General features: G+C 66.9%; 25 protein-coding genes. 15 read left to right on the plus strand and 10 right to left on the minus strand.

The window, feature by feature from the left end; all coding sequences use genetic code 11:
- Nucleotides 1-8: 8 nt before the first annotated feature.
- From AC27VE_RS17955 to AC27VE_RS17965, 3 genes are all read right to left on the minus strand, one after another.
- Entirely contained in the window at nucleotides 9-341 is a 333-nt protein-coding gene (locus tag AC27VE_RS17955) for a hypothetical protein (protein WP_006224378.1), read from the minus strand.
- On the minus strand, nucleotides 331-837 hold the full coding sequence (locus AC27VE_RS17960; RefSeq protein ID WP_488704600.1) for a 2-thiouracil desulfurase family protein: 507 nt from the start codon (nucleotides 835-837) through the stop codon (nucleotides 331-333). The genes AC27VE_RS17955 and AC27VE_RS17960 overlap by 11 nt, the downstream gene beginning before the upstream one ends.
- Before the next feature lie 101 nt (nucleotides 838-938).
- Nucleotides 939-1214 (minus strand): hypothetical protein, encoded by a 276-nt coding sequence (locus AC27VE_RS17965; RefSeq protein ID WP_488704601.1) that lies wholly within the window; start codon nucleotides 1212-1214, stop codon nucleotides 939-941.
- 96 nt (nucleotides 1215-1310) lie between these two features.
- On the opposite strand from AC27VE_RS17965, the gene AC27VE_RS17970 reads away from it, so the two are divergent.
- Nucleotides 1311-2105, plus strand: a complete 795-nt coding sequence (locus AC27VE_RS17970) for an AraC family transcriptional regulator (RefSeq protein ID WP_488704602.1) — start codon at nucleotides 1311-1313, stop codon at nucleotides 2103-2105.
- 12 nt (nucleotides 2106-2117) lie between these two features.
- Here AC27VE_RS17970 and AC27VE_RS17975 read toward each other — a convergent pair whose 3' ends face one another.
- A complete protein-coding gene (locus AC27VE_RS17975) occupies nucleotides 2118-3833 on the minus strand; it encodes an NYN domain-containing protein (RefSeq protein ID WP_488704603.1) in 1716 nt (571 codons plus the stop codon).
- Nucleotides 3834-3969: 136 nt separating this feature from the next.
- Here AC27VE_RS17975 and AC27VE_RS17980 point away from each other — a divergent pair, with 136 nt between their 5' ends.
- From AC27VE_RS17980 to AC27VE_RS18035, 12 genes are all read left to right on the plus strand, one after another.
- Nucleotides 3970-4527 (plus strand): GNAT family N-acetyltransferase, encoded by a 558-nt coding sequence (locus AC27VE_RS17980; RefSeq protein WP_427962103.1) that lies wholly within the window; start codon nucleotides 3970-3972, stop codon nucleotides 4525-4527.
- 179 nt (nucleotides 4528-4706) lie between these two features.
- A complete protein-coding gene (locus tag AC27VE_RS17985) occupies nucleotides 4707-5579 on the plus strand; it encodes a motility protein A (RefSeq protein WP_006224372.1) in 873 nt (290 codons plus the stop codon).
- On the plus strand, nucleotides 5576-6526 hold the full coding sequence (locus AC27VE_RS17990; RefSeq protein WP_488704604.1) for an OmpA/MotB family protein: 951 nt from the start codon (nucleotides 5576-5578) through the stop codon (nucleotides 6524-6526). Before AC27VE_RS17985 ends, AC27VE_RS17990 begins: the two co-directional genes overlap by 4 nt.
- A gap of 59 nt (nucleotides 6527-6585) precedes the next feature.
- Nucleotides 6586-7185 carry an HD domain-containing protein gene (locus AC27VE_RS17995; RefSeq protein ID WP_488704605.1) on the plus strand — a complete coding sequence of 200 codons (600 nt, stop codon included), beginning with the start codon at nucleotides 6586-6588 and terminating at the stop codon, nucleotides 7183-7185.
- A 78-nt stretch (nucleotides 7186-7263) separates the two neighbouring features.
- Complete coding sequence (locus tag AC27VE_RS18000) at nucleotides 7264-7617, plus strand: YciI family protein (RefSeq protein WP_006224361.1); 354 nt, start codon at nucleotides 7264-7266, stop codon at nucleotides 7615-7617.
- Nucleotides 7618-7756: 139 nt separating this feature from the next.
- Nucleotides 7757-8167: a YciI family protein gene (locus AC27VE_RS18005; RefSeq protein WP_427955843.1), complete on the plus strand. Its 411-nt coding sequence runs from the start codon at nucleotides 7757-7759 to the stop codon at nucleotides 8165-8167.
- An 18-nt stretch (nucleotides 8168-8185) separates the two neighbouring features.
- On the plus strand, nucleotides 8186-8713 hold the full coding sequence (locus AC27VE_RS18010; protein WP_488704606.1) for an SRPBCC family protein: 528 nt from the start codon (nucleotides 8186-8188) through the stop codon (nucleotides 8711-8713).
- Nucleotides 8714-8733: 20 nt separating this feature from the next.
- Nucleotides 8734-9141: a VOC family protein gene (locus AC27VE_RS18015; protein WP_006224359.1), complete on the plus strand. Its 408-nt coding sequence runs from the start codon at nucleotides 8734-8736 to the stop codon at nucleotides 9139-9141.
- Nucleotides 9138-10436, plus strand: a complete 1299-nt coding sequence (locus tag AC27VE_RS18020) for an RNA polymerase sigma factor (RefSeq protein ID WP_488704607.1) — start codon at nucleotides 9138-9140, stop codon at nucleotides 10434-10436. The genes AC27VE_RS18015 and AC27VE_RS18020 overlap by 4 nt, the downstream gene beginning before the upstream one ends.
- Nucleotides 10437-10544: 108 nt before the next feature.
- Nucleotides 10545-12158: an EAL domain-containing protein gene (locus AC27VE_RS18025; RefSeq protein WP_488704608.1), complete on the plus strand. Its 1614-nt coding sequence runs from the start codon at nucleotides 10545-10547 to the stop codon at nucleotides 12156-12158.
- Between the two features lie 9 nt (nucleotides 12159-12167).
- On the plus strand, nucleotides 12168-13037 hold the full coding sequence (locus AC27VE_RS18030) for an AraC family transcriptional regulator (protein WP_488704609.1): 870 nt from the start codon (nucleotides 12168-12170) through the stop codon (nucleotides 13035-13037).
- Between the two features lie 79 nt (nucleotides 13038-13116).
- Nucleotides 13117-14076 (plus strand): DMT family transporter, encoded by a 960-nt coding sequence (locus AC27VE_RS18035; protein WP_488704610.1) that lies wholly within the window; start codon nucleotides 13117-13119, stop codon nucleotides 14074-14076.
- Here AC27VE_RS18035 and AC27VE_RS18040 read toward each other — a convergent pair whose 3' ends face one another.
- Nucleotides 14077-14745: an HAD family hydrolase gene (locus AC27VE_RS18040; protein WP_280026029.1), complete on the minus strand. Its 669-nt coding sequence runs from the start codon at nucleotides 14743-14745 to the stop codon at nucleotides 14077-14079.
- Between the two features lie 87 nt (nucleotides 14746-14832).
- Nucleotides 14833-16011, minus strand: a complete 1179-nt coding sequence (locus tag AC27VE_RS18045) for an MFS transporter (protein WP_488704611.1) — start codon at nucleotides 16009-16011, stop codon at nucleotides 14833-14835.
- Between the two features lie 106 nt (nucleotides 16012-16117).
- Between AC27VE_RS18045 and AC27VE_RS18050 the strand changes: the two genes are divergently transcribed.
- Nucleotides 16118-17023, plus strand: coding sequence for a LysR family transcriptional regulator (locus tag AC27VE_RS18050; protein ID WP_488704612.1), 906 nt, complete (start codon nucleotides 16118-16120; stop codon nucleotides 17021-17023).
- Here the strand turns inward: AC27VE_RS18050 and AC27VE_RS18055 are convergent.
- From AC27VE_RS18055 to AC27VE_RS18065, 3 genes are all read right to left on the minus strand, one after another.
- Nucleotides 17020-17814, minus strand: coding sequence for a DUF169 domain-containing protein (locus AC27VE_RS18055; RefSeq protein ID WP_488704613.1), 795 nt, complete (start codon nucleotides 17812-17814; stop codon nucleotides 17020-17022). The genes AC27VE_RS18050 and AC27VE_RS18055 overlap by 4 nt on opposite strands.
- Before the next feature lie 66 nt (nucleotides 17815-17880).
- Nucleotides 17881-18309: a GNAT family N-acetyltransferase gene (locus AC27VE_RS18060; RefSeq protein ID WP_315131554.1), complete on the minus strand. Its 429-nt coding sequence runs from the start codon at nucleotides 18307-18309 to the stop codon at nucleotides 17881-17883.
- A 94-nt stretch (nucleotides 18310-18403) separates the two neighbouring features.
- The gene (locus AC27VE_RS18065) at nucleotides 18404-19282 is read right to left on the minus strand and encodes a LysR family transcriptional regulator (RefSeq protein WP_488704614.1); all 879 of its coding nucleotides are present in this window, start codon (nucleotides 19280-19282) and stop codon (nucleotides 18404-18406) included.
- A 98-nt stretch (nucleotides 19283-19380) separates the two neighbouring features.
- On the opposite strand from AC27VE_RS18065, the gene gstA reads away from it, so the two are divergent.
- Complete coding sequence (gene gstA / locus AC27VE_RS18070) at nucleotides 19381-19995, plus strand: glutathione transferase GstA (protein WP_488704615.1); 615 nt, start codon at nucleotides 19381-19383, stop codon at nucleotides 19993-19995.
- Here the strand turns inward: gstA and AC27VE_RS18075 are convergent.
- The gene (locus tag AC27VE_RS18075; RefSeq protein ID WP_488704616.1) at nucleotides 19979-22456 is read right to left on the minus strand and encodes a TonB-dependent siderophore receptor; all 2478 of its coding nucleotides are present in this window, start codon (nucleotides 22454-22456) and stop codon (nucleotides 19979-19981) included. The genes gstA and AC27VE_RS18075 overlap by 17 nt on opposite strands.
- Nucleotides 22457-22524: the final 68 nt, after the last annotated feature.

Here is a 22524-nt window from a genome sequence, read left to right on the forward strand (position 1 = left end):
CGTAGGGATCAGCGGCGCCAGCCGCGCCAGGCGCAAAGCAGCCCGGCGGCCAGCAACAGGGTCGCCGGCACCACCCAGACAAATCCCGACGACGTGTAGACCACCTGGTCGTCGGGATCGTAGTAGCGACCCAGTTCGTTGAAATCCCACTTCAGGTAGAACGCGTACCAGGCGTAGTAGAAGAACGCGGATAGCGGCAGGCACAGCGCGGCGGCGACACGCGCCGGCCACCGCCGGCCGCTGGCCACCACGCCGGAGCGCCCGGCGGACGACCCAAGTCGCCCGGTCAGCACCAGGACTGCCAGCAGCGCCAGGACCACGGCACCTGCGCTAATCCACATGCTGCGCCTCCCATTGCGCAAGACAGGCCTGGGCCTCGCCCCATTGCTTTTCACTGAAGACCTGCACGCCCGCCCGCGTCAGCAATTCCGCCGTCACGCCCACGCCCGGTTGGCGGCGGCCCGCGAAATGGCCGTCATACACATAACCGCTGCCACAGGACGGGCTACCTTCTTTCAGTACCGCCACACGGATGCCGCGCTCCCGCGCCGCCGCCAATGCCGCGTGCGCGCCCTGCACGAACGGCAGCGTGACGTCTTCACCCGTCACCGCCACGACCCGGGCGCCGGCGTCCAACACCGCAGCGGCCACCTTGCCGGGTTCGATCTCGGCGGGCGGCCGGGGGATGGGCATGCCGCCTGCCACCTCCGGACAGACCGGCACGACGCGGCCTTCGGCCAGCCATTGCGTCAGCACGGCGTCGTCATTGGGCACGCCGCGCCCGTCGTAGCGGACGGGATTGCCCAGCAGGCAGGAACTGATCAATACGTATTGCATGGAAAATCCGGCAGGCAGGAGGCCAAGGGGCGGCCCGCAAACCGCGGCGCTGGCCCAAAACGTGGAATCATAGTCCACCAGGGCCGTGCACTTCTGCCTGCCTACGCGCCCTGGTCTGCGCCGCCCTCCACCGCATGCATCCATGCGCGCAACCCCGCATCCTTGACCTGCAGGATTTCGAACAGGCCCAATGCGCGCAGCGCGGGCAGCGCGTCCTGGATATCGCGCCGGGCCGCGTCCACCGCCTGCGGCGCCGCCAAGGGGTCCAGACATATGCGCGCATTCGCCAGGAAGGCGCCCACCGTCCCTTTGCGTACGGCGATGCCGTTGAAGTTTCCTTGGTCTACGCCGTCCGGCAAAACGTCCTGTGCTTGCATTTGTTGCTCCTGAGGGTTGGACACAAGCGTTACGATAGGCGTTGCCGGCTGGCAATTCTGCGGTGTTTCTGACATTCAATACGGTAATTCGGCCATATGGAAACGTTGGTTCTCCCCTCGCCCTTGCTGGCGCCCGAACGCGCCCGCTCGCGGCAAGGCCCCCGGCTGATCGCCGTGCGCCGGGCAGACGGCGCATTGCGCGACACCGCCATGCATCGGCATGCGCGGGGGCAATTGCTGGGCGCTTATCAGGGCTTGTTGACCGTCTATGCGGGCGAGCAGCAATGGGTGGTGCCATCCATGCACGCCGTCTGGATTCCGCCCGATCATCCCCACGGCCTGCGATCGCATGGCCCCTATGCCGGCTACAGCGCCTACCTGAGCCCGGCCGCCTGCGACGGACTACCGGCCTCGCCCTGCCTGCTGCGCGCTTCCGCCTTGCTGGTGGCCGCCGTGGACCGCGCCGCGGCGTGGGAAGACGGCGCACCCGATACGGCGCGCCCCCACATCGAAGCCTTGATCCGGGAAGAAATCCGCACGCTGCCGCGAGCGGGCGCGGCGCTGGTGCTGCCGCGCGACCCGCGGCTTCGACGCCTGGCGTTGGCGCTATCGGACGCGCCGTCCGACACCCGGCAACTGGACACATGGGCCAAGACCATCGGCATGGCGCCGCGGACGCTGGCGCGCCGCTTCCAGGCGGAAACCGGCATGACGGTCGGTGCATGGCGCCAGCACGCCCGCTTGATGCGGGCGCAGGAAATGCTGGCCGCCGGCGCGCCGGTCACCACCGTCGCCTTGGACCTGGGCTACGACAACGTCAGCGCGTTCATCGCCATGTTCAAACGCGAGTTGGGTGTGACGCCGGGCCGCTACCGCAGCCCGGCAATCTGAACCGGCGGCGCCTCAGGATTCCGAGGCCGCCGTCTTACGCGGCTGGCGCGTACGGCTGGCGGTCTTGCTGGCCGTCTTGCTGGCCGTCTTGCGGGCGGGCTTGGCGGCCACCTCATCGGTGGTTTCAGCCTGCGGCGCAGAGGCCGTCACGGCCTTGGTCGTGGCCGTGGCCGTCTTAGTGGCGCTGCGGCCGCGGGTAACGGCGCGCTTGACCGCCGGCGTGGCCGGCGCCTCTTCAACCGGTCTGGCCTGGCCGCCGGCGAACGGGTCCGACGCCTTGGCGGGCGCCTTGGCGGGTTCGCGACGCGTTTCCGCAGCAGGTTCGACAAACGTCCATTCGGCGATGTCCACCGCAGGCAGCGGTTGGCGAGCCTGCGGCAACGGCGTGGGCATGGGCGGCAGCCGCGACGGCTGGACCGGCTTGGGGGCCTGGGCGCGGGCCAGCGCATCTGCGCGCATGGCCTCAAGCGTGGCGGCTTCCTCGGCAAGCTTCTTGGCGGTTTCCTTGTCGACTTCCGCCTGCTTGGCGGCTGCGACCTGCTTGTCGGCCTCTGCCTGTTGGTTGGCTTCTGCCTGCTTGTTCGCCTCTACCCGTTGGCTGGCTTCTGCTTGTCCGTCGGCCTGAACCAAGGCCTCGGACGGCGCGGCCGGTTCCTCAGATGCCGCATCCGACGGCACGGCCACGGCCGCTTCCGCATGCTGGCTGGTGCCCCTGCCCGACTTGCGCCCACCGCGCGATTTGCGGGAAGGACGGGGGTTGGCTTCCTCTTGCACCGCGCCGGCTTGCACCGCGCCGGTCTGCGCTTCGTCGGCCTCGACGTCGGCCGGCGCCGCCTGGCGACCTTGCGCGGAACGGGATCCGCTGTGGCCACCCGAGCGGTTCACGGCCGGCGCGCTGTCGGCGCTGTCGCGATAAACATAGGTGCCGGACTTCTCTTCACGGCCCACTTCCAGAAAGCCGCGCGACTGCGCTTCGTCCAGCAGATTGCCGAAGGCGCGAAAGCCGTAGTACGACTCGTTGAAATCCGGTTTGCGGCGCTTGAGCGCATCCTTCAGCGCCGACGCCCAGATCTTGCCGCTGTCGCCGCGCTCGGCCATCAGCGCCTCGAAGGTCTCGACGACCATTTCCACCGCCTGGGTCTTGCGGGCCTCAAGCTCTTCCTTGCGGCGGCGCTCTTCGTCCGGCGTCCGGCGCTGGCCGGCGTTGGCGCCGCCCCGGTTGTCGCGACGCGCGTCGGCGGTGCGCTGGCCTTCGCGGGCCAGGTCGTCATAGAAAATGAATTCGTCGCAGTTAGCGATCAGCAGATCGGACGTGGATTGCTTGACGCCCACGCCAATGACCTTCTTGTTGTTTTCGCGCAGCTTGGACACCAGCGGCGAAAAATCGGAATCGCCGCTGATGATCACGAACGTGTTGACGTGCGACTTGGTGTAGCAAAAGTCCAACGCATCGACGACCAGGCGGATATCGGCCGAATTCTTGCCCGACTGGCGCACGTGCGGAATCTCGATCAGCTCGAAATTGGCTTCGTGCATCGGGGCCTTGAATTCTTTGTACCGCTCCCAGTCGCAATAGGCTTTCTTGACGACGATGCTGCCCTTGAGCAGCAGGCGCTCCAGCACGGGCCGGATGTCGAATTTCTGGTATTTGGTGTCGCGCACACCCAGCGCTACGTTCTCGAAGTCGCAGAAAAGCGCCATGCTGACGTTTTCGTTGGGGGTATTCATGTGGTTCTCCAATGCTGCGGCGGCTGTAGCGGCTGACCGCCAGATACCGCTCATGATATACATATCCGGCTCCGCCACCCTCTGGCCGCCCTTGCGACCGCCCTTCCGGCCCCTCTGCGCCCGCCCCGCCGCCGCCATGCCCTACCCCGCCCTGACCACCGCCCGCCTTACCCTGCAGCCGCTAGGCATGGAGGACGCCGACGCCATCCAGCGCGTCTTTCCGCAATGGGAGATCGTGCGTTTCCTGGCGGATCAGGTGCCCTGGCCGTACCCGGACAACGGCGCAAGTGACTACATCGAGCGCGTGGCGCTGCCCGCCGTCCGCCGGGGCGAACAATGGCATTGGACCGTACGCACGCTGGACGCCCCCGGCCGCCTGATCGGCGTGATCAGTCTGATGGACGACGAATCCCATAACAACCGCGGCTTCTGGCTGGCCCCGGACTTCCATGGCCGCGGCTACATGACCGAAGCCTGCGACGCCGTCACCGCCTATTGGTTCGAGGTGCTGGGCAAGCCGCTCCTGCGCGCGCCCAAGGCCGTCGCCAACACCGGATCGCGCAAGATCTCCGAACGCAGCGGGATGCGGGTGGTGAGCACCGAAGAGCGCGGCTTCGTCAGCGGCCGCCAGCCCGCGGAAATCTGGGAAATCACCCGCGAAGAATGGCTGGCCCGGCGCCAGCGCCATGCTTGAGCAGCGGAATACGGCCCTATTTTTTGGGGCCAGCCCCCCGGCTGACTAAGCGGTTAAGCCGGCGCTTACCGGCCCTTTCGCCCTCTTTTCCGGCGGATTGACTCGCTCGGGTCCTGGCTAGAATTTCCCGAAAATCCGGCATTCCGCGCGCGGCATGCCTACCCTTTCGGCCAAGATCCATGAATCCGTCTTCCGTCATCGGCGCCGTCGTCGGCCTGCTTACCCTGCTGATCGTCGTCGCGCTGTCCGCCACCGACGCCAGCATGTACTTCAACCTGCCTGGCCTGGCCATCGTCCTGGGCGGCACCTGCGCCGCGCTGTTCATCGCCTACCCGCTGCCTGAAGTCCTGCGCATCTTCAAGCTGGTGCGCACCGTGTTCCGCAACGACCAGCACGACCAGCAGCGCGATATCGAAGAACTGGTGTCGATGGCGCAGCTGTGGATGAACACCGACGTCCACAAGGTCGAGCAAGAGCTCAAGAAGGTCTCGAACCCGTTCCTGCGCACGGGCGTGCAGCTCATCATCGACAACACCCCCGAAGACCAGATCATCGAAGTGCTGCAATGGCGCGTCGCCCGGCTGCGGGCCCGCGAACAGGCCGAAGCGCAGATGTTCCGCGTGATGGCCACCTTTGCGCCGGCCTTCGGCATGCTGGGCACGCTGGTCGCCCTGATCAACCTGATGGCGGTGCTGGGCGACGGCAGCATGACGATGATCGGCCAGCATCTGGCCGTGGGTCTGATGACGACGTTCTACGGCATCCTGCTGGCCAACCTGGTCTGCAAGCCGATCGCCTTGAAGCTTGAACGCCGCACCGCCCGCCGCATTGAATCCATGAACATGGTGCTGCAAGGCATCTCGATGATGTGCGAAAAGCGCGGCCCCGCGGTCGTGCGCGAGACCCTGAATTCCTTCGTCATGCACGTTGAAGACGAAATCTACGACGGCGGCCTGGCCGCCACGACGCAGCCCAAACCCAAGACGGAAGGCCAGGTCAAACCCGCCGCCCAACCCGTCTCCATCACCCGTCCGGCCGCCGCGCGTCAATGAGCCTGATTTCCCCTTCCCTGGCGCAGCGGATCGAACAGGCCCGCCAGGCCCAGTTGCGCGCCCAGAAAGCGGCGGACAGCAGCGGCTGGCGCCCCAGCCAGACCGACCGCAAGGATCGTTACGCCCGCTGGCACGTCGAAGAGACCGTGGAGCAGGACTCCGAGAACTGGTTGCTGAGCTATCTGGACCTGATCACCCTGCTGCTGGCCATGCTGGTGGTGATGCTGGCGGTGGCGCGCCTGCACGGTCAGGCGCCTGCCGCGTCCGACACACCCGTCGAGCTGGTCGGCACGCTGGCCGCAAGCGGCCTGCCTAAATACGACGGCGAATACTCCGAATTCGACGCCACGCCGATCCCTGCCAGCTGGGCCGAACCGCCCGCTGAAAGCCCAGCCGCCGAAGCGCCCCCCGTCGACGACGGCGTGAAAGTGGCCGACGCCGCCCCGCCGTTGAAGGCGCCTTCCAAGGAATCGCTGGGCCTGGGCGACCTGGGCAAGTCGGTGGACGTGATCATCAACGAGCAGTCCGTCAGCTTCCGCATCAGCAACGAACTGCTGTTCCCCTCGGGCCAAGCCACGCTCAGCCCTGCCGGCCTGGAGGTCATCAAGCGCCTGGCCGCCATCCTGACCAAGAACGAATACCAGGTGTCGGTGGAAGGCCACAGCGACCCGGTGCCGATCCAGACCCGGCAGTTCGCCTCCAACTGGGAACTGTCCAGCAGCCGCGCCACCAGCGTGCTGCGCGAACTGGTGCGCGACGGTGTGTCGGCCCAGCGGCTGCGTGCCGTGGGCTATGCCGAAACCCGGCCCATCGAGTCTAACGACACGCAAGCCGGCCGCGCCGCCAACCGCCGCGTCGAACTGATCATGGACATCGCGCCCAAGCAGACGCCGGTCAAGCAGGCCCAGGCGCAGCCCCCCGCCCAAGCTGCCGACCCAGCGCAGTGACCCGCCAGGGCTGACGCCTTTCCGTACACTGGAGGGTGGACAAACTCTGGGCGGGCAAGATGACGCAATCGACGGCACTGGAAAGGCAGCTGGATTTTCTACGGGAAATCGACCGGCTGAAGACGGTCATCCGGCAATCGCCACTGCTGGATCAAAGCCGGAAGGAAAACACCGCCGAGCACTCCTGGCACCTGGCGATGTACGCAATGGTCCTGGGCCAGTATGCCGCCGGGTCGGTCAATATCAACCGGGTCATGCAGATGCTCCTGCTGCATGACGTCGTCGAGATCGACGTCGGCGATACGCCGATCCACGGCGGGCATTCCGCAGAACGGCAGGCTGAACGTGAATCCCAGGCGGCGACGCGGCTGTTTGGCCTGCTGCCGCAGGCGCAACGCGACGAATTCCTGGGTCTGTGGCAGGAATTCGAGCAAGCCGAGACCGACGACGCGCAGTTCGCAAAAGCGCTCGACCGTTTTCAGCCGCTGCTGATTAACATCCACACCGGCGGCGGCACCTGGACCGAAAGCGGCGTGTCGCTGGAACAGGTCTTTTCGCGCTATGGGCCCGCCATCAAAAAAGGCGCGCCCGAGCTATGGGCAGTGTGCGAGCGATGGGTGACCCGGCATTTTTTGGGCCAGGCGCCCACGGCCGGCTAGCCGGCATCAATCGATTTTCCAGGAAGACTGACGTAAGCTTTCCGAACCCGCCACCGCGAGCCAGAATCCGGAAACCCCATGTCCTACCTGCTGCTGATCGTTGAACCCGTGGGCCAGCGCGCCCAACGCACGCCCGAGGAAGGCCGCGAAGCCTATGCGCAGATGGTGCGCTACGCCGAGGGCCTGAAGGCACGCGGTCTGCTGACGCAAGCTGAATCCCTGAAATCAGAGTCCGAAGGCGTGCGCCTGCAAATCCGCGACGGCGAACGCTCGTTGGTGGACGGCCCCTACGCCGAGGCCAAGGAAATGATCGGCGGCTTCTTCCTGCTGACGTGCGACAGCCGCGAAGAGGCCCTGGCCCTGGCCGCCGAATGCCCGGCGGCGCAATGGGCAACCGTCGAGGTCCGCGAACTGGGGCCGTGCTTCATGTAGCAGCCTGCCGACCTGGTACTTACCCTAGGTCGGCAAATTCTTTGTCGATCTGACGTCTCGCCGTTCGTCGTGCCAGTACAAGCCCGGAGTTTCCAACCGGAACGCGGGCTGCGATGTCCAAATCCAAGGAGAGACGCAGATGCGATTCATGATCATCGTCCGGGCCACGCCCGACAGCGAAGCCGGCGTGATGCCGGAAGAAAGCCTGCTTGCCGCAATGGCGACGTACCACGAGGCGCTGGCCAAGGCTGGCGTGCTGCTGGACGCCAGCGGCCTGCAACCGTCGTCCAAAGGATGGCGTGTAGAGTACGAAGGCGGCCAGCGCAAGGTGGTGGACGGCCCCTTTGCCGAAACCAAGGAATTGATCGCCGGCTACACCATGATCCAGGTGCGTTCACGCGAAGAAGCCATGCAATGGGCGCTGCGCTTTCCGGAGCCGTTCACCGGCCAGCCCTGCGCCATCGAAGTCCGCCAGTTGTTCGAACTGGACGACTTCGGCCCCAGCAAGGCCGTGGATCGTTTTCGCGACATCCCCGGCGTCAGCCACTGAGCCGCGCGGAATCCCACCATGCTGAAAACCCTGTTGCTGATTGTCCTGGCCGCCCTTGTTCTGCTGCTGGCCTATGCCGCCACACGGCCAGACACGTTCCGCGTTGAACGTAGCGCGAAGATCCAGGCCCCGCCCGACCGGCTGTTCCCGTTGATCAATGATCTGCACGCGTTCAACACCTGGAACCCGTACGAAAAGAAAGACCCCGCCATCAAGGGCCGCTACGGCGCGACTACCGTCGGCCCGGGCGCGACCTACGCTTGGGAAAGCGACAAGGTCGGCGTGGGGGAAATGCGCATCGAGTCGGCGCAGCCGGACACGGCCGTGACGATGCGCCTGACCTTCATCAAACCGTTCTCGGCCGTCAATCAGGTGAACTTCAGCCTGACGCCGGCCGGCGATGGCACGCGCGTCGCCTGGGTCATGGAAGGCCGGCTGAACTTCATTGCCAAACTGATGCACATCTTCTTCAATATGGACCGCATGGTCGGTCAGGATTTTGAAGACGGCCTCGCCAACCTCAAGGCCGTGGCTGAAAAGCGCTAGGCCCATACCGGAGCACTGACATGCACAAGCAGATTTTCGTCAACCTCGCCATCGGCGACATGCAGAAATCCCAAGCCTTCTTCAAGCGCCTGGGCTTCACCTTCAATCCGCAGTTCACCAACGACCAGGGCGCCTGCATGGTCATCAGCGACGACATCTACGCCATGCTGCTGACCAAGGACTTCTTCCAGGGGTTCACCGGCAAGCCGCTGGTCGACGCCACCCAGGCCACCGAAGTGCTGATCTGCCTGTCCTGCGAAAGCCGCGCGGAAGTCGATGATCTGGTCGCCCGGGCGGTGGCCGCTGGCGGCACTGCGCCGCGTGCGCCGCAAGACCATGGTTTCATGTACGGCCATGGCTTCGAAGACCTGGACGGCCATATCTGGGAACTGGTGTACATGGTTCCGGGCGAAGCGGCCGGCGCATGAGCCAGGCGGCAACCCATCGGGCCATCGAGGCGGTCTGGCGGATCGAAGCCGCCAGCGTCATCGCCGGCGTCGCACGGCTGGTGCGCGATGTCGGCCTGGCTGAAGAGCTGGCGCAGGATGCGCTGGTGGCCGCCCTGGAGCGCTGGCCCGATACCGGCGTGCCGGATAACCCGGGAGCGTGGCTGATGACCACCGCAAAAAACCGCGCCCGCGACCGCTTGCGCCTGGACGCGCTGCACACCCGCAAGCACGATCAGATCGGCCACGAGCTGGAGGCCTTGCAGGCCGACGTGGAACCCGATTTTGTCGATGCGCTGGACGCCGCCCGCCAGGACGATATTGGTGACGACCTGCTGCGCCTGGTGTTCACCGCCTGCCATCCGGTGCTGTCCACCGAAGCGCGCGTGGCGCTCACGCTGCGCTTGCTGGGCGGTCTGTCTACCGCAGAGATCGCCCGCGCCTTCCTGGCGTCGGAGTCCACGATTGCCCAGCGGATCGTGCGCGCCAAGCGTAGCCTGACCGCGGCCAAGGTGCCCTTTGAAGTGCCTCGCGAGCAGGACCGCGGCCCGCGCCTGGCGTCCGTGCTGGAGGTCATCTACCTGATTTTCAACGAAGGTTATTCGGCCACGTCAGGCGATGACTGGATGCGCCCGGCGCTGTGCGACGAAGCGTTGCGCCTCGGCCGCATCCTGGCTGAACTGACTCCGGGCGAAGGCGAGGTGCATGGGCTGGTGTCGCTGATGGAACTGCAGGCCTCCCGCTTGCCGGCCCGCACCGATGCGCAAGGCCGCCCGGTGCTGCTGATGGAGCAGGACCGCGGCCGCTGGGACCCCTTGCTGATCCGGCGCGGGCTGGCGGCGCTGGCGCGGTCGGCCGCCCAAGGCGGGGCGTTGGGCGCGTATGCCTTGCAGGCGGAATTGGCGGCCTGTCATGCGCGCGCCCGCACGCCGCAGGACACCGATTGGCCGCGCATCGTGGCGCTTTACGACGCGCTCGCGCAAGTGATGCCGTCGCCAGTGGTGGCGCTGAACCGCGCCGTTGCCGTCGGCATGGCGTTCGGCCCGCAAGCGGGACTTGACCTCGTCGACGCGCTGGCGGCGGATGCGGCACTGGCCAACTACCATTGGCTGCCCAGCGTGCGCGGCGACCTGCTCGCCAAGCTCGGCCGCCACGCCGAGGCCTACGCGGAATTCGAGCGCGCCGCCGGCATGACGCGCAATACCCGCGAACGCGAGTTGCTGCTGGCGCGCGCCGGCCAGATGCAGGCGCAGCTTGCGCCCACGGTCAAGGGCTGACGCGCCCGCGTTCCCCGCCACTGTCAAAGATTGTCAATGCGCGCGCCGGGACTTCCGGCCAGGAGTAGGCTCGTCCGAAACGCGAAACTGACAGGGGCGGAGCGTCGCATGAACAAGACTGGCACGGTGCTACTGGCGTCCACAATCGGGGTATTAGCTCTGCTCGTGCCCTTTTCGCTATCGCTGTATCTGGCCCAGACGCAGGGGCGCGAAGATGCCCTGGCGACCCTGCACGACATGGCGGACGATGTGCTGCACCGGGCCGACAATGCCCGTCTACAGATCAGCGACGCCATCACCGCCCTGAACAGCAATTCCGCCGAGCCCCCCTGTTCGGCGGAACAATTGACGCGCATGGGCATCCTGTCGGCGGCCTTCAGCCACGTAGCGGGCATGGCGCGCCTGGAGAACGACTCGCTGGTCTGCTCCACACTGGGCAGTCAGCGCCTTCCGCTCAATCTGGGCAAACCCGACGGCAACCGGCCATACGGTCTGCGCTTCTGGAGCGGGATCGAATTACCCGACCTGCCCGGCCACACCTTCAGCGTACTGGGGCGCGACGGCTACGCGGCCCTGGCCTACCCCGACCTGGCGATCGACTTGCTGAACCGGGACTCGCCGGTCTCCCTGGCGTTTTTCACCGGCGGGCAGCATCGGATCCTGGGACGCCGCGGCGTGATCCGCGACGAGTGGGTCAGCCGCTACCAGGGCGTGCCCCTCCAGTTCGAGGACGAGGGCTACTTCGTGGTGATCCAGCCGTCCGTTGCCACCGACAGCGCCGCGCTGGCCGCCATGCCGTCGTCGCTGGTGCAGGCGCATGTGCGACGCTCCGCCTATGTCCTGGGACCTGTCGGCCTTATCCTGGGCGCGCTGCTGACCTGGGCGGTCGCCGTCGTCGCGCACCGCCGCATGTCGTTGACCGGCGAACTGCAAGCCGCCTTCGAGCGCGACGAGTTCTTCGTGGAATACCAGCCCATCATTGACTTGCGTGACGGCCGATGCGTCGGCGCCGAAGCGCTGGCTCGGTGGCGCAATGGAAACGGCGCGCTGATCAGCCCCAACGTCTTCATCCCGCTTGCCGAGGCCAATGGCATGATCCAGCGGATCACGTCCAGGGTCATGGAGATCGTCGTTCGCGACGCCGGCGGGCTGCTCCGAGGCAACCCGCGTTTGCACATCTCCATCAACTTGTCTACCGAGGATCTACACGCCGGTGGCGTCGATACGCGGATGAGCAATCTGGTGCGACAGGCGGGCATGCGGCCCGGCAGTCTGGTGTTGGAGATCACCGAACGCGGGCTGATCGCTCCCGAGAAAGCACGCGGCGTGCTGCTGGCGGTGCGCGCGGGCGGATTCCGCGTGGCGATCGACGATTTCGGCACCGGGCATTCCAGTCTGTCGTACCTGGCCACCTATGAACTGGACTTCCTGAAGATCGACAAGATGTTCGTGGACACGCTGGGCACCGACGCCCCGACCAGCCTGGTGACCTTCCACATCATTGAACTGGCGCGTTCGCTGGGTTTGCAGATGGTCGCCGAAGGGGTGGAAACCGAGGCGCAGCGCAATATCCTGCAAGCACGGGGCGTGCAGTATGCCCAGGGCTGGCTTTTCGGCCGCCCCATGAGCATCCAGAAGCTGCGCGAATTTGCGGCGCGTGCGGGGCAAGGTCTGCCCCCTCCGGAGGCCACGACCTTCCTGGGGCCCACCCGGCATGCTTAAATCCCAATCATGCATTCCGATTCCGCCGCCTCTGCCGAGCCGGGCGCACCCGTCCTGACGGGCGTGCCGGCGGCGTTCGACCATCCCAATGACCGTGCCGAATTCCGTCATGCGGCGCACCAGCCGGGCGTGGAGCTGTACCGCGCGCACATCGTGCGCCACGCCTTCGAACCCCACACACACGAGGCCTATGGCCTGGGCGCCATCGAATCCGGGGTGGAACGTTTCCGTTACCGGGGCGCGGAGCATCTGGCGCCCTCCGGTTCGGTCGTGCTGATGAATCCGGACGAACTGCACACCGGCCAGGCGGAAACTGAGACCGGCTGGCGCTACCGCATGGCTTACATCGATCCGGACGTGGTGGCGCGCGTCACCGGGGAATCCGATTGGTGGTTCGATACGGCCGTCGGCCACGACAGCGCTTGCGCGCAGCGCGTCACCGCCCTGCTCGACACTCTGTGGCAGGCGCGCGAACCGCTGGCCTTCGACAGCGCCTTGTACATGTTGCTGGGCGAATTCCGCCGCCACGCTCAAGTGCCGCGCGCCACGCCGGACGAAGGCGCGCTGCGCTTTGCGCCCGTCATCGATTACCTGCGCGCCCATCTGTCGCGTCGGCTGACGCTGGACGAACTTGCGGCGGTCGCGGGACTGAGCCCGTTCCACTTCCTGCGCCGCTTCCAGGCGCAGCACCACGCCACGCCGCAACAGATGCTGATGGCCTTGCGGCTGTTCGAAGCCAAGCGCTTGCTGGCCGCCGGCATCGAACCCGCCCAGGTGGCGCTGGCCGCCGGCCTGACCGATCAGGCGCACCTGACCCGCGCCTTCTCGCGCCGCTACGGCGTCACCCCCGCCCGCTACCAGAAGCAGGTCCGCGGCTAGCCGGGGCACCGCAATCTGGTACAAGACCGGCCTGCCCGCCGCTGGCTAGACTGCCCGCATTGATTACCTGGAGCAATGTATGTGGGCGGGAACCCTTTATGCCCTGGCCGCCGGCCTGATGTGGGGGCTGGTCTTCGTAGGGCCCCTGCTGTTGCCGGAATACCCGGCCGCACTCCAATCCGTGGCGCGCTACCTGGCCTTCGGCCTGATTGCGCTGCCGCTTGCCTGGCTGGACCGCCATCGCCTGCGGCTCTTGACCCGCGCCGACTGGATTGAAGCCCTGAAGCTGGCCGCCATCGGCAACCTGCTGTACTACCTGTGCCTGGCCAGCGCCATCCAGCGCGCGGGCGGCCCCGTCCCCACCATGATCATCGGCACGCTGCCCGTCGTGATCGCCGTGTGCGCCAACCTGCGCAACGCGCGCCGCGACGGCAAGCTGCCGTGGAAGCGCCTGGCGCCGTCGCTGGCGCTGATCGCGCTGGGCATCGGCTGCGTCAATCAGGTGGAGCTTGCCGCACTGCGCCAGGACGCCGATGCGGACCTGGGCCGCTACGCCGTCGGCGCAGTCCTGGCGCTGGCCGCCGTCGCTTGCTGGACCTGGTATCCGCTGCGCAACGCCGACTGGCTGCGGGCACACCCCGATCGCAGTCCCAGCACCTGGGCCACCGCCCAGGGCGTGGCCACCCTGCCCCTGGCGCTCGTGGGCTACGCGGTGCTGTGGGGCGGCATGGCCGTCGCGGGCAGCGGCTTCGCCATGCCGCTGGGGCCCCGTCCGGAAGTGTTCTTGGGCCTGATGATCATCATCGGCCTGTTCGCGTCCTGGCTGGGCACGCTGTGCTGGAACGAGGCCAGCCAACGGCTGCCCACCGCGCTGGCCGGCCAACTGATCGTGTTTGAAACGCTGGCCGCGCTGGCTTATGCCTTCATCCTGCGTGGCACGATGCCCGAACCGCTGACGATGGCGGGCATCGCCCTGCTGGTGGTCGGCGTGCTGCGCGCGGTGCGCGTCAAACCCGAACCCGTTCCCGCGGCCGTCTGACTACAGCAGGCCTGGCAACTGGCTCAGGTCGTCGATCACGTCGGACGCGCCTTCATCCAGCAGGCGCTGGCGCTGGTCCGGCCCGTTGTGCGACGCGCCGACGTAACCCACCGCCCGCATGCGTGCAGCGCGGGCGGCGCGCACGCCGGGCACGCTGTCTTCCACCACCACGCAGTCCAGGATGGCGGTGCGCATCTGGCGCGCCGCGAAGAGGAAGACGTCCGGGGCGGGCTTGCCTTTGGCGACCTGCGCCGTGCTGAACACGTTGGGCGCAAAGGCGTCCCACAGGCCTACCAGCTTTAACGCGGCCTCCAGTTTCGGCGGCGTGCTGCTGGATGCCACGCAGACATCCAGCCCCCGCGCGCGTAGCGTGGCCAGCGTCTCGTGGACATGGGGCAAGGCCCGCAGCTCCTGGCGGAACGTGCTTTCCAGGCGGTCGGCATACTGCCGCGCGAAGCCGTCGGGCAAGGTGCAGGCGTTCTCGGCTTGCAGCGTCTGCCACATGTCGGCGTCGGGGATGCCGGCGAAGCGGCGGGCGGCGTCTTCTGGAGTGATGGCGATGCCGTGTTCGGCCAGCGCGCGCGACTGGGCGCGCGCCGCAATGATTTCGCTATCGATCAGAACGCCGTCGCAATCGAAGATGACGAGGCGGGTGGCAGGCGTATGCATGGTGGCTCCAAACAGTATCGACCTCCATGATAGGCCTGCTTCATGACGCGCCGCCAACCGCCATGCGACGGACGGCGCGCCTTGACGCTACAGGCGCGCCGCGCGCACCCGGCGCAGGCAAGCCGCAATCAGCAACCCGCCCAGGCCGGCCGCCAGCACGACGTAGGACGCCGACGCCCAGCCGTAGCGGTCGATCACGCCGCCCACGGTGACCGGGCCGATGACCTGCCCCAGGTTGCTGCCCTGCATGACCAGGCCTACCGACGCCGCCGTCAGCGCGGGACGCGGCGCCACCAACGGCGCGGTGCCCAGCAAGGTGGCGGGAATCAGGCCGCCCACCGCCGAAAACAGCACGCACAACAGGAAGGTGGGCATCGCCGGCAAGACCGAGCGGAAGATCAGCAGCGCCACCACGCCCATCGTCACGCTGGCGCAGGCAATCAGCGTCGACCGCCGCCAGCCCCGCGCCAGCAGCATGCCCGCGCCCAGGTTGCCGATGATGTTGGCGGCGCTGGCCATCGCGCTGTAGAGGCCGGCCTTCGCCAGGGTCAAACCCAATTGCTCCATCAGCAGCACCGGCAGGAAGGTGAACAGCGCGAAGAACATCAGGCTGTACAGCGTGAACGACAGCGCCAGCAGTACGGGCCCCGCCGCTCCCAGTGTGTCGGCCGTGTCTTGCCGCAAGCCGCCCCAAGACAGCCTGGCGCTACCGGGCGTGGCCGGCGCCAGCGCCGCCACGCAGGCCAGCGCGACCACGACCGCCGCGCCCGCGCACCACCAGTACGCCTGCCAATGGTCAAACGCCTGCGACGCCAGCATCGCGATGGCCATGCCGGCGGGCATGTAGCAGCTCCAGAGCGCGAAAGCGAAATCCCGGTTGGAGCCCGACACCATGCGCTGCAGGGCCGCGGGCCCTGCCACCGTGATCATCAGGAAACCCAGGCCTTCGATCACGCGCGACGCCAGCAGAATGCCGTAACCGGGCGCCGTGGCGCCTGCGGCCGTGCCCAAGGTCGTCGCCACCAGTCCCAGCAGCAATATGCGCCGTGCGCCAAAGCGGGCAATCACGCCGCCTGCCGCAATTCCGCCGACCACGCCCAGTATCGAAAACACGGCCGTCAGCGTGCCAATCGAGGCCAGGTCCAGCCCCATGTCCTGGCGCAGCAGCGGCGCGGCGATGATGACCTTGCCCACTTGCAGCGACGCCACCACACCCGCGCCCACGATGGCCAGCACCCCGGCCCAACGCGTTTCAACCTGGTTCATTCCCGCCTCTCTTCCCATGCGATTCCGACAGCATGCCTGCCGGAAACGATCTTGATAAGTGATAATCTTTTGATGAAAGCGATCGATTGAATAGATCAACCGGACGATGATAGACGCCCTGACCCTGGACCAGCTGCGCGTGTTCGCCGCCGTGGCCGACACCGGCAGCTTCCGCTCGGCCGGGCGCCGGCTGTCCCGCGTGCAGTCGGCGGTCAGCCACGCCATCGCCAATATGGAAGGGCAACTGGGCGTGACGCTGTTCGACCGCAGCGGCCGCCGGCCCGTCATGACCCCGCAGGGCCACGCGCTGCTGGCCAACGCCCGAGACATCCTGCTGCGTGTGGACGCCCTGCGCGCCCGGGCGCAAGGCCTGGGCGAAGGCGTCGAGCTTGAGCTGTCGATAGTCGTCGATACGCTTTTTCCTATCGCCGCGGTCGGTACTGCGCTGAACGCCATGCGTGCCGCCTACCCGACCGTCGCCACCCGCGTATCCGTGCTGCCGCTGGGCGGCCCGATCGACGCGCTGCTGACCGGCAGCCACACGCTGGGCATCATCGCCGGCGAACATTTCCGCCACCCGCGCATCGCCGTAGAGGCGCTGTCCTCGGTGCAGATGGTCGCTGTCGTCGGCGCCGGCCACCCCCTGGCGCGGCGCCCTTCGTCCGACGCCGCATTGGGCACGCCCGAACTGGCCGACCACCTGCAGATCGTGCAGTCGGACCCGTCCACTCTGACCGAAGGGCGCGACTTCGCCGTGCTGTCGCCGCAGACGTGCCGCGTCAGCGGCCAGGACACCAAGCATGCGCTGATCCTGGCGGGCGTGGGCTGGGGCCGTCTGCCGCTGTGGCTGGTGGAACGCGACCTGGCCGAAGGCCGCCTGTTGCGCCTGCCCACGGACAGCCTGGGCCGCGCCAGCCAGGTCGCCACCGAGACCTATCTGGCGCACCGCATCGACCTGCCTTTGGGGCCCGCGGCACGCGCGCTGGCGGCCGCCCTGCGCGACGCCGGCTAGGCCTTGGGCGTTTGCGCATAGCTCACGCCCATGCCTGCGCGTACATCGTTCTGGATGCCGTAAGGCGCGATCGGATATCGCAACCCGTTGGCGGCCAACGCCTTCATGCCTGCGATCGCCACCGGCAGATAGCGCGGCGGCAGCGCCATCAGCATCTCTTCGTCAGGCACGCCGCCATAACGGCGTTCGGCGAAACAGGGCAAGGACAAGCTGGGTTCGCCGGTAGCCAGCGCCCGGCCCCATGAGTCCGCACAGGCCGTCTCGCCCACCACGCTCCAATCGAAACGCCGGTAGTTCTTCCACTGCAAGCCATTGATAAGAATGATCATCTGGCCTGGGGTGGCATACACCAGGCAGATGTCGGGCGGGTCCAGCCGGCCCGAGGCCAGCGGCGACACCACCAGCCCACGGTATTTGCCCGCGGGCACACAGGACAACGCCTCCTGGCGTGCCCGCGCGTCGGCCTCGGTCGCATGCCACACACCTACGTAGTCCTTGCCGCTTTTCCAGGCTTCGTCCTGCGGGCCCAGGCCCACCACCGCGCGGCACTGCGAACCGACCAAGTCGTCGCCGGTAATGCCCACCGTCCAACCCAGCCGCGCCGCCATCCCGACAATCTGGTCGGTCGTATGCGTGGCCTGCGGCCGCCGCAAGCCCTTCACGCCCGCCATGGCGGCCTCGTCCTCGAACAGCTTCATGCCGATGACCGTGGTCTTCAAGCGCAGCAGCTTGTTCAGGTCGTCCACCAGCGACGCCCAATCAAGGGGCGTGTCTCGCGTTGTCTCTTCCATTCCCGTCCTTTGGACTGTTGTGCGCGGCGAATGCCGCGTTGGATGTCTTAGGCGGGATTTTACGGATTACGACACCCGCTTCATCAAATACTTCGGTGACTCCTCGTACCCCTGCCGGTAATAGAACCGGTGCGCATCCATCCTGCGTTCATGGCAATGCACTTCGATGCGGTCGCAGCCGCGTGCGCGCGCTTCGTCCTCGGCCGCCGCTTCCAGCCGCCGTCCCACGCCTGCGCTACGCGCCTGGTCGCTGACGCAGAAATACGTGATGCGGCAGAAATCGCCGGGCAGCGCCAGCTGGATCATGAAATGCAGTCCGATGAAGCCCAGCAACTGGCCCGCCTCGTCTTCGGCAACCAGCAGCCGCACATCGGGGTGAACGGTCAGTTGCGCGATCTTCTGTGGCATGAAGGGCGCGGTACCGGGGTAATCCAATTGCGTCAGCAGTGCCGCGATGGCGGCGCTGTCCTCGGACGTGGCGGTGCGTATCAGCATGGGGGCATCCCGTCGATGTCTGCTAGAGAGCACAAAAGCGTATGACAGCACCGTGTCCGCGCCATGACAAGCGCGCCGGGTGCGACTGCCCTGCCTACCCCGCCTTGTCATCCCGCTGCAACATGCTGAACAGCGCCCGCACCGACGGGCTGTCCGCCGCCTGGGCCGAGGCCGCCAGGCCAAACGACCGGTACAGCGGCAACGCCAGCCGCAACACGCGCAGGCCGCGGCGGTTTTCCGGCAAGGTCAGCGCGGGCACCAGCGTCACGCCCAGGCCTTCACGGACCAGCGCGAAGGCGCTGCTCCAATCGCGGACCGAAGCCCGCACGTCTGCGATGGCCAGGCCGGCATCCGCCGCCAGGCTCTGCGCATGCACGCTGCAACCGCCCGTGGCCAGCACGAAGGGCTGAGCCGTCAGCGCTGCCAAGTCGATGGCGCTACCCGCGCGCGCCAGCCGATGCGCGGCGGGCAGCACGGCCATCCATTCGTCTTGCCCCAGCGGGCATACCTGCCGGCCCGGCGCGGCGTTCAGCACGACGCCCACGTCCACGGTACCGGCAGCCAGCAGGGTTTCGACTTCGTCGTCGGTGGCCTCCAGGGACACCACCTCGATGGCCGGGTGCAATTGCCGGAAGCGCCGCAGCACCGGCGGCAGCACGGTCGAGAACACCATCGGGAAACTGGCCAGCCGCAGCGTGCCACCTGCGGCGCCGCTCGCTTCGCGCGATAGCGCCTGGATGCGATGCAGCCCGCCCAGCATGGCGCGGGCTTCGTCCGCCACGCGCAACCCCAGCGCCGTCGGAACGGTCTGCCGGCGTTCGCGCGTGAAGAGCGGCGCGCCCAAGGTGTCTTCCAACTGCGCGATCGCCTGGCTGGCGCCGGACTGGGTCATGCCCACCTGCGCGGCAGCGTGCGTGATGTTGCCGGCGTCCATCACCGCCAACACCAGCCGCCAATGCATCAGATTCATCATGGAATCAGTTTTACTTATGGCACATTTCTAAAAGAGTAATTTTACGCATGCCTTGCGCGGGCTCAAGCTGGGCGTCTCGTTGAATCCAGGACTCACCCATGAAGCTGTATTACGCACCCGACACCTGTTCCCTGTCGCCGCACATCGTGCTGCGCGAACTGGACCTGCCTTTCACGCTGGTACGCGTGGACAACCGGACAAAGCGCAGCGCCGATGGCAGCGACTTCCTGGCAATCAATCCCAAGGGGTATGTCGCCGCGCTTGACTGCGGCGACGGGCAGGTGCTGACCGAAGGCCCGGCCATCGTCCAGTATCTGGCCGACCTGAAGCCCGAGGCCGGCCTGGCGCCGCCCAACGGCACGTGGGCGCGCAGCCGGCTGCAGGAATGGCTGAACTTCATCAGCACCGAAATCCACGGCGGTTTCGGCCCGTTGTTCAACCGCGACCTGCCGGCTGCGGCACGCCTTTGGTGGCAAGCGCGGCTGGAGAAGCGCCTGGACTACACGGCGCCCGAACTGGAGGCGCGCCGGTACCTGGTCGAAGACCGCTTCGGCGTGGCCGACGCCTACCTGTACACGGTAATGCGCTGGGCGGTGTTCTTCGACATCGACCTGGCACGCTGGCCCGCCCTTGCGGCCTATATGGCCCGCGTCGCGCAACGGCCCAGCGTGCTGGCGGCGCTGGCCGCCGAAGGCGCTACCAGCGGTACGTAACGCCGGCCATCATGCTGCGGGCCTTGCCGTAGTAGCAACCGAAGGAATAGTTGCAGCTGGACACGTAGGTCTTGTCGAACAGGTTCTGCACGGTCAGGCTGGCGACCAGGCCGCGTAGCGAGGGCGACACGTGCGCCAGGTCGTAGCGCAAGGACGCATCAACCACCGCGAAGGACGGCGTGCGGAAGGTGTTGGCCGAATCGCCATAGGCGGTGCCGGTCCAGCGCACTCCCGCGCCCAGTTCCATGCCGCCCAGCACATCGCCGGCCAGCCGGTAATTGGTCCAGATGCTGGCGGCCCAGGTCGGCAGCGCGGCCAGGCGCTTGCCGGCATCATACGAGCCCTGCGTCGAACGCGGGTTCAGGTAGGTCAGCCCGGCGATCACGTCCAGCCGTTCGACGGGCTGCGACTTGATCTCCAGTTCGACGCCCTTGGACCGCACGCCGCCGTTCTGGACTTCGTAGCCGGGATGGTCGAAGTCCTCGGAAGACATGTTCTTCTGGCGGATCTCGAACGCCGACAGCGTGATCAGCGTGTCGCTGCCGACGGGCTGATACTTGATGCCCACTTCCACCTGCTTGCCCGTGGTGGGCTTGAAGGACTCGCCTGCGTAATTGGTGCCGACCACTGGCAAGAACGATTCCGAATAGCTGATGTACGGTGCCAGTCCGTTCTCTGCCACATAGGCCAGGCCCACGCGCCCGCTGAAGGCATTGTCGTTGCGGCGCGTGCGGGTGTTGGCCAGCAGGTCCTGGTTGTCGATCTTTGCCCAGTCATAGCGGCCGCCCAGCGTCAGCACGAACTGGTCCAGCTTGACCTGGTCTTGCAGGTACAACCCGACCTGGCTGACGCTGTTGTCCCATTGCGTGGTCAGTTCGGTGTCCGGCTGCGCGACGTTGTAGTCGGGGTCGTACAGGTTCAGCGGCGTGGCGGCGTAGTTGTTGTACCCGGTGTACTTGCGCGAGAAATGGCGGTAATCCAGGCCGACCAGCACCGTGTGGTCCAACGCGCCTGTCCGGCCCTTCAATTCCAGGTTGTTGTCGATGCTGATCACATTGTTGTGCTGCCCCCAATCCAGCTTGGTCCGGCTGGCCTGGCTGTAATCAGTGTTGCCGTCAGCGTCCCGCACGAAACGGTTCAGATAGAAGCCCCGGTAGTTGTCGCGCACGTCCACGAAGCGGATCGTCTGGCGCAACGCCGCTTGCTCGGAGAACTTGTGGGACAGGTCCGTGCCGACGACATACTGGCGCCGGTAGAAATCGTTGTACCCGGGCTGGCCGGTGAAGATATCGCGGTCGATGCGCTTGCCGTCCGGGCCGGCGAACACCGTGCCGATCGCCGGCAACGGCTGATAGTCCGGCACCCCGCCATCGCGCTGCAGCTGCGTGTACAACGTCAGCGAGGTAGCCGCGCTGGGGCGCCACGTCAAGCTGGGCGCAATCAACAGGCGGCGGCTTTCCTTGTAGTCGATCTGTTCGTTGCCGCCGTTAGCCACCGCCGTCACGCGGTACAGCAACGAACCGTCTTCGTTGGCGGGGCCCGTCAGGTCCAGGTTGCTTTCCACACGGCCATAGCTGCCCACGCTCATGCGCACTTCACGCAGCCGTTCTTCGGACGGACGCTTGGACACCAGGTTGATCAGGCCGCCCGGCTGATTCTGTCCGTACAGCACCGACGCGGGCCCCTTCAACACTTCAACCCGTTCCAACAGGTAGGGGTCGATCTGTAGCGCGCCGCCCAAGCTGCCCGCGTATGGCAGATAGGTGCCGTCCAGGTACAGCGGCGCCGGCGCGAAGCCGCGCGAGTCGACCTCGTCGGCAATCATGTTGGAATCGGTATAGCCGTTGACGTTGACCCCCGGCGTGTAGCGCAGCGCCTGGGCAACCGTGGTGGCCCCGCGCGTCGAGATCTCGGCGGCGCTCACCACGTTCACCGTCTGGGGAATTTCCAGGATGGAAGCGTCGGTCTTGGTGCCGGTGGCGCTTCGCTTAGGCGCCACGCCGACCACGGGCCCCCACGCACTTTCGGTTTGCCCCACTACGCGCACGGGTTCCAAGACAGCCGCGGCGCCGGGTGCGGCCGGCGCGCGGCGCAAGCGGTAAGCACCGCTTTCTTCTGCCACGGCTTCCAGGCCGGTGCCGGCAAGCAGGGCCGCCAAGCCGTCACGCACGCCATACGTGCCGCGCAGACCCGGGCTGTCCACATTCGCGATCAATGCGGGTTCGGCCCCCACCATCACGCCGGAACGACGCCCGAATTCCAGCAACACCTGGCGCACGGGGCCTGCCGCGATACCGTACTGCTGCCTGGTGTCCACCACCTGCGCGTAGGCGGGCTGGGCCGGCGCCAAGGTGGAAAGCAACGCGCCGGCGGGCAAGCCGAATGCAATATGGCAGAGCCAGCGGCGCGCGGGCGACAGCGTGGCGGGCGTCGCGCGGCGACGGCGGGGATGATGCGGCATGAGGCGATCCTTGTGAGCGTTAGCGGTGGACAGCCCTGCCCGTCAAGGCGGCTGTCCCCATGTCTAAT

It is taken from the genome of Achromobacter sp. 18P8.1.1 (assembly GCF_057799415.1).

Excerpts from the sequence above, each read along its gene's own strand:
- AC27VE_RS17955 (WP_006224378.1), bottom strand. The coding sequence starts at position 341 with ATGTGGATTAGCGCAGGTGCCGTGGTCCTGGCGCTGCTGGCAGTCCTG.
- AC27VE_RS17960 (WP_488704600.1), bottom strand. The coding sequence starts at position 837 with ATGCAATACGTATTGATCAGTTCCTGCCTGCTGGGCAATCCCGTCCGC.
- AC27VE_RS17965 (WP_488704601.1), bottom strand. The coding sequence starts at position 1,214 with ATGCAAGCACAGGACGTTTTGCCGGACGGCGTAGACCAAGGAAACTTC.
- AC27VE_RS17970 (WP_488704602.1), top strand. The coding sequence starts at position 1,311 with ATGGAAACGTTGGTTCTCCCCTCGCCCTTGCTGGCGCCCGAACGCGCC.
- AC27VE_RS17975 (WP_488704603.1), bottom strand. The coding sequence starts at position 3,833 with ATGAATACCCCCAACGAAAACGTCAGCATGGCGCTTTTCTGCGACTTC.
- AC27VE_RS17980 (WP_427962103.1), top strand. The coding sequence starts at position 3,970 with ATGCCCTACCCCGCCCTGACCACCGCCCGCCTTACCCTGCAGCCGCTA.
- AC27VE_RS17985 (WP_006224372.1), top strand. The coding sequence starts at position 4,707 with ATGAATCCGTCTTCCGTCATCGGCGCCGTCGTCGGCCTGCTTACCCTG.
- AC27VE_RS17990 (WP_488704604.1), top strand. The coding sequence starts at position 5,576 with ATGAGCCTGATTTCCCCTTCCCTGGCGCAGCGGATCGAACAGGCCCGC.
- AC27VE_RS17995 (WP_488704605.1), top strand. The coding sequence starts at position 6,586 with ATGACGCAATCGACGGCACTGGAAAGGCAGCTGGATTTTCTACGGGAA.
- AC27VE_RS18000 (WP_006224361.1), top strand. The coding sequence starts at position 7,264 with ATGTCCTACCTGCTGCTGATCGTTGAACCCGTGGGCCAGCGCGCCCAA.
- AC27VE_RS18005 (WP_427955843.1), top strand. The coding sequence starts at position 7,757 with ATGCGATTCATGATCATCGTCCGGGCCACGCCCGACAGCGAAGCCGGC.
- AC27VE_RS18010 (WP_488704606.1), top strand. The coding sequence starts at position 8,186 with ATGCTGAAAACCCTGTTGCTGATTGTCCTGGCCGCCCTTGTTCTGCTG.
- AC27VE_RS18015 (WP_006224359.1), top strand. The coding sequence starts at position 8,734 with ATGCACAAGCAGATTTTCGTCAACCTCGCCATCGGCGACATGCAGAAA.
- AC27VE_RS18020 (WP_488704607.1), top strand. The coding sequence starts at position 9,138 with ATGAGCCAGGCGGCAACCCATCGGGCCATCGAGGCGGTCTGGCGGATC.
- AC27VE_RS18025 (WP_488704608.1), top strand. The coding sequence starts at position 10,545 with ATGAACAAGACTGGCACGGTGCTACTGGCGTCCACAATCGGGGTATTA.
- AC27VE_RS18030 (WP_488704609.1), top strand. The coding sequence starts at position 12,168 with ATGCATTCCGATTCCGCCGCCTCTGCCGAGCCGGGCGCACCCGTCCTG.
- AC27VE_RS18035 (WP_488704610.1), top strand. The coding sequence starts at position 13,117 with ATGTGGGCGGGAACCCTTTATGCCCTGGCCGCCGGCCTGATGTGGGGG.
- AC27VE_RS18040 (WP_280026029.1), bottom strand. The coding sequence starts at position 14,745 with ATGCATACGCCTGCCACCCGCCTCGTCATCTTCGATTGCGACGGCGTT.
- AC27VE_RS18045 (WP_488704611.1), bottom strand. The coding sequence starts at position 16,011 with ATGAACCAGGTTGAAACGCGTTGGGCCGGGGTGCTGGCCATCGTGGGC.
- AC27VE_RS18050 (WP_488704612.1), top strand. The coding sequence starts at position 16,118 with ATGATAGACGCCCTGACCCTGGACCAGCTGCGCGTGTTCGCCGCCGTG.
- AC27VE_RS18055 (WP_488704613.1), bottom strand. The coding sequence starts at position 17,814 with ATGGAAGAGACAACGCGAGACACGCCCCTTGATTGGGCGTCGCTGGTG.
- AC27VE_RS18060 (WP_315131554.1), bottom strand. The coding sequence starts at position 18,309 with ATGCTGATACGCACCGCCACGTCCGAGGACAGCGCCGCCATCGCGGCA.
- AC27VE_RS18065 (WP_488704614.1), bottom strand. The coding sequence starts at position 19,282 with ATGATGAATCTGATGCATTGGCGGCTGGTGTTGGCGGTGATGGACGCC.
- gstA (WP_488704615.1), top strand. The coding sequence starts at position 19,381 with ATGAAGCTGTATTACGCACCCGACACCTGTTCCCTGTCGCCGCACATC.
- AC27VE_RS18075 (WP_488704616.1), bottom strand. The coding sequence starts at position 22,456 with ATGCCGCATCATCCCCGCCGTCGCCGCGCGACGCCCGCCACGCTGTCG.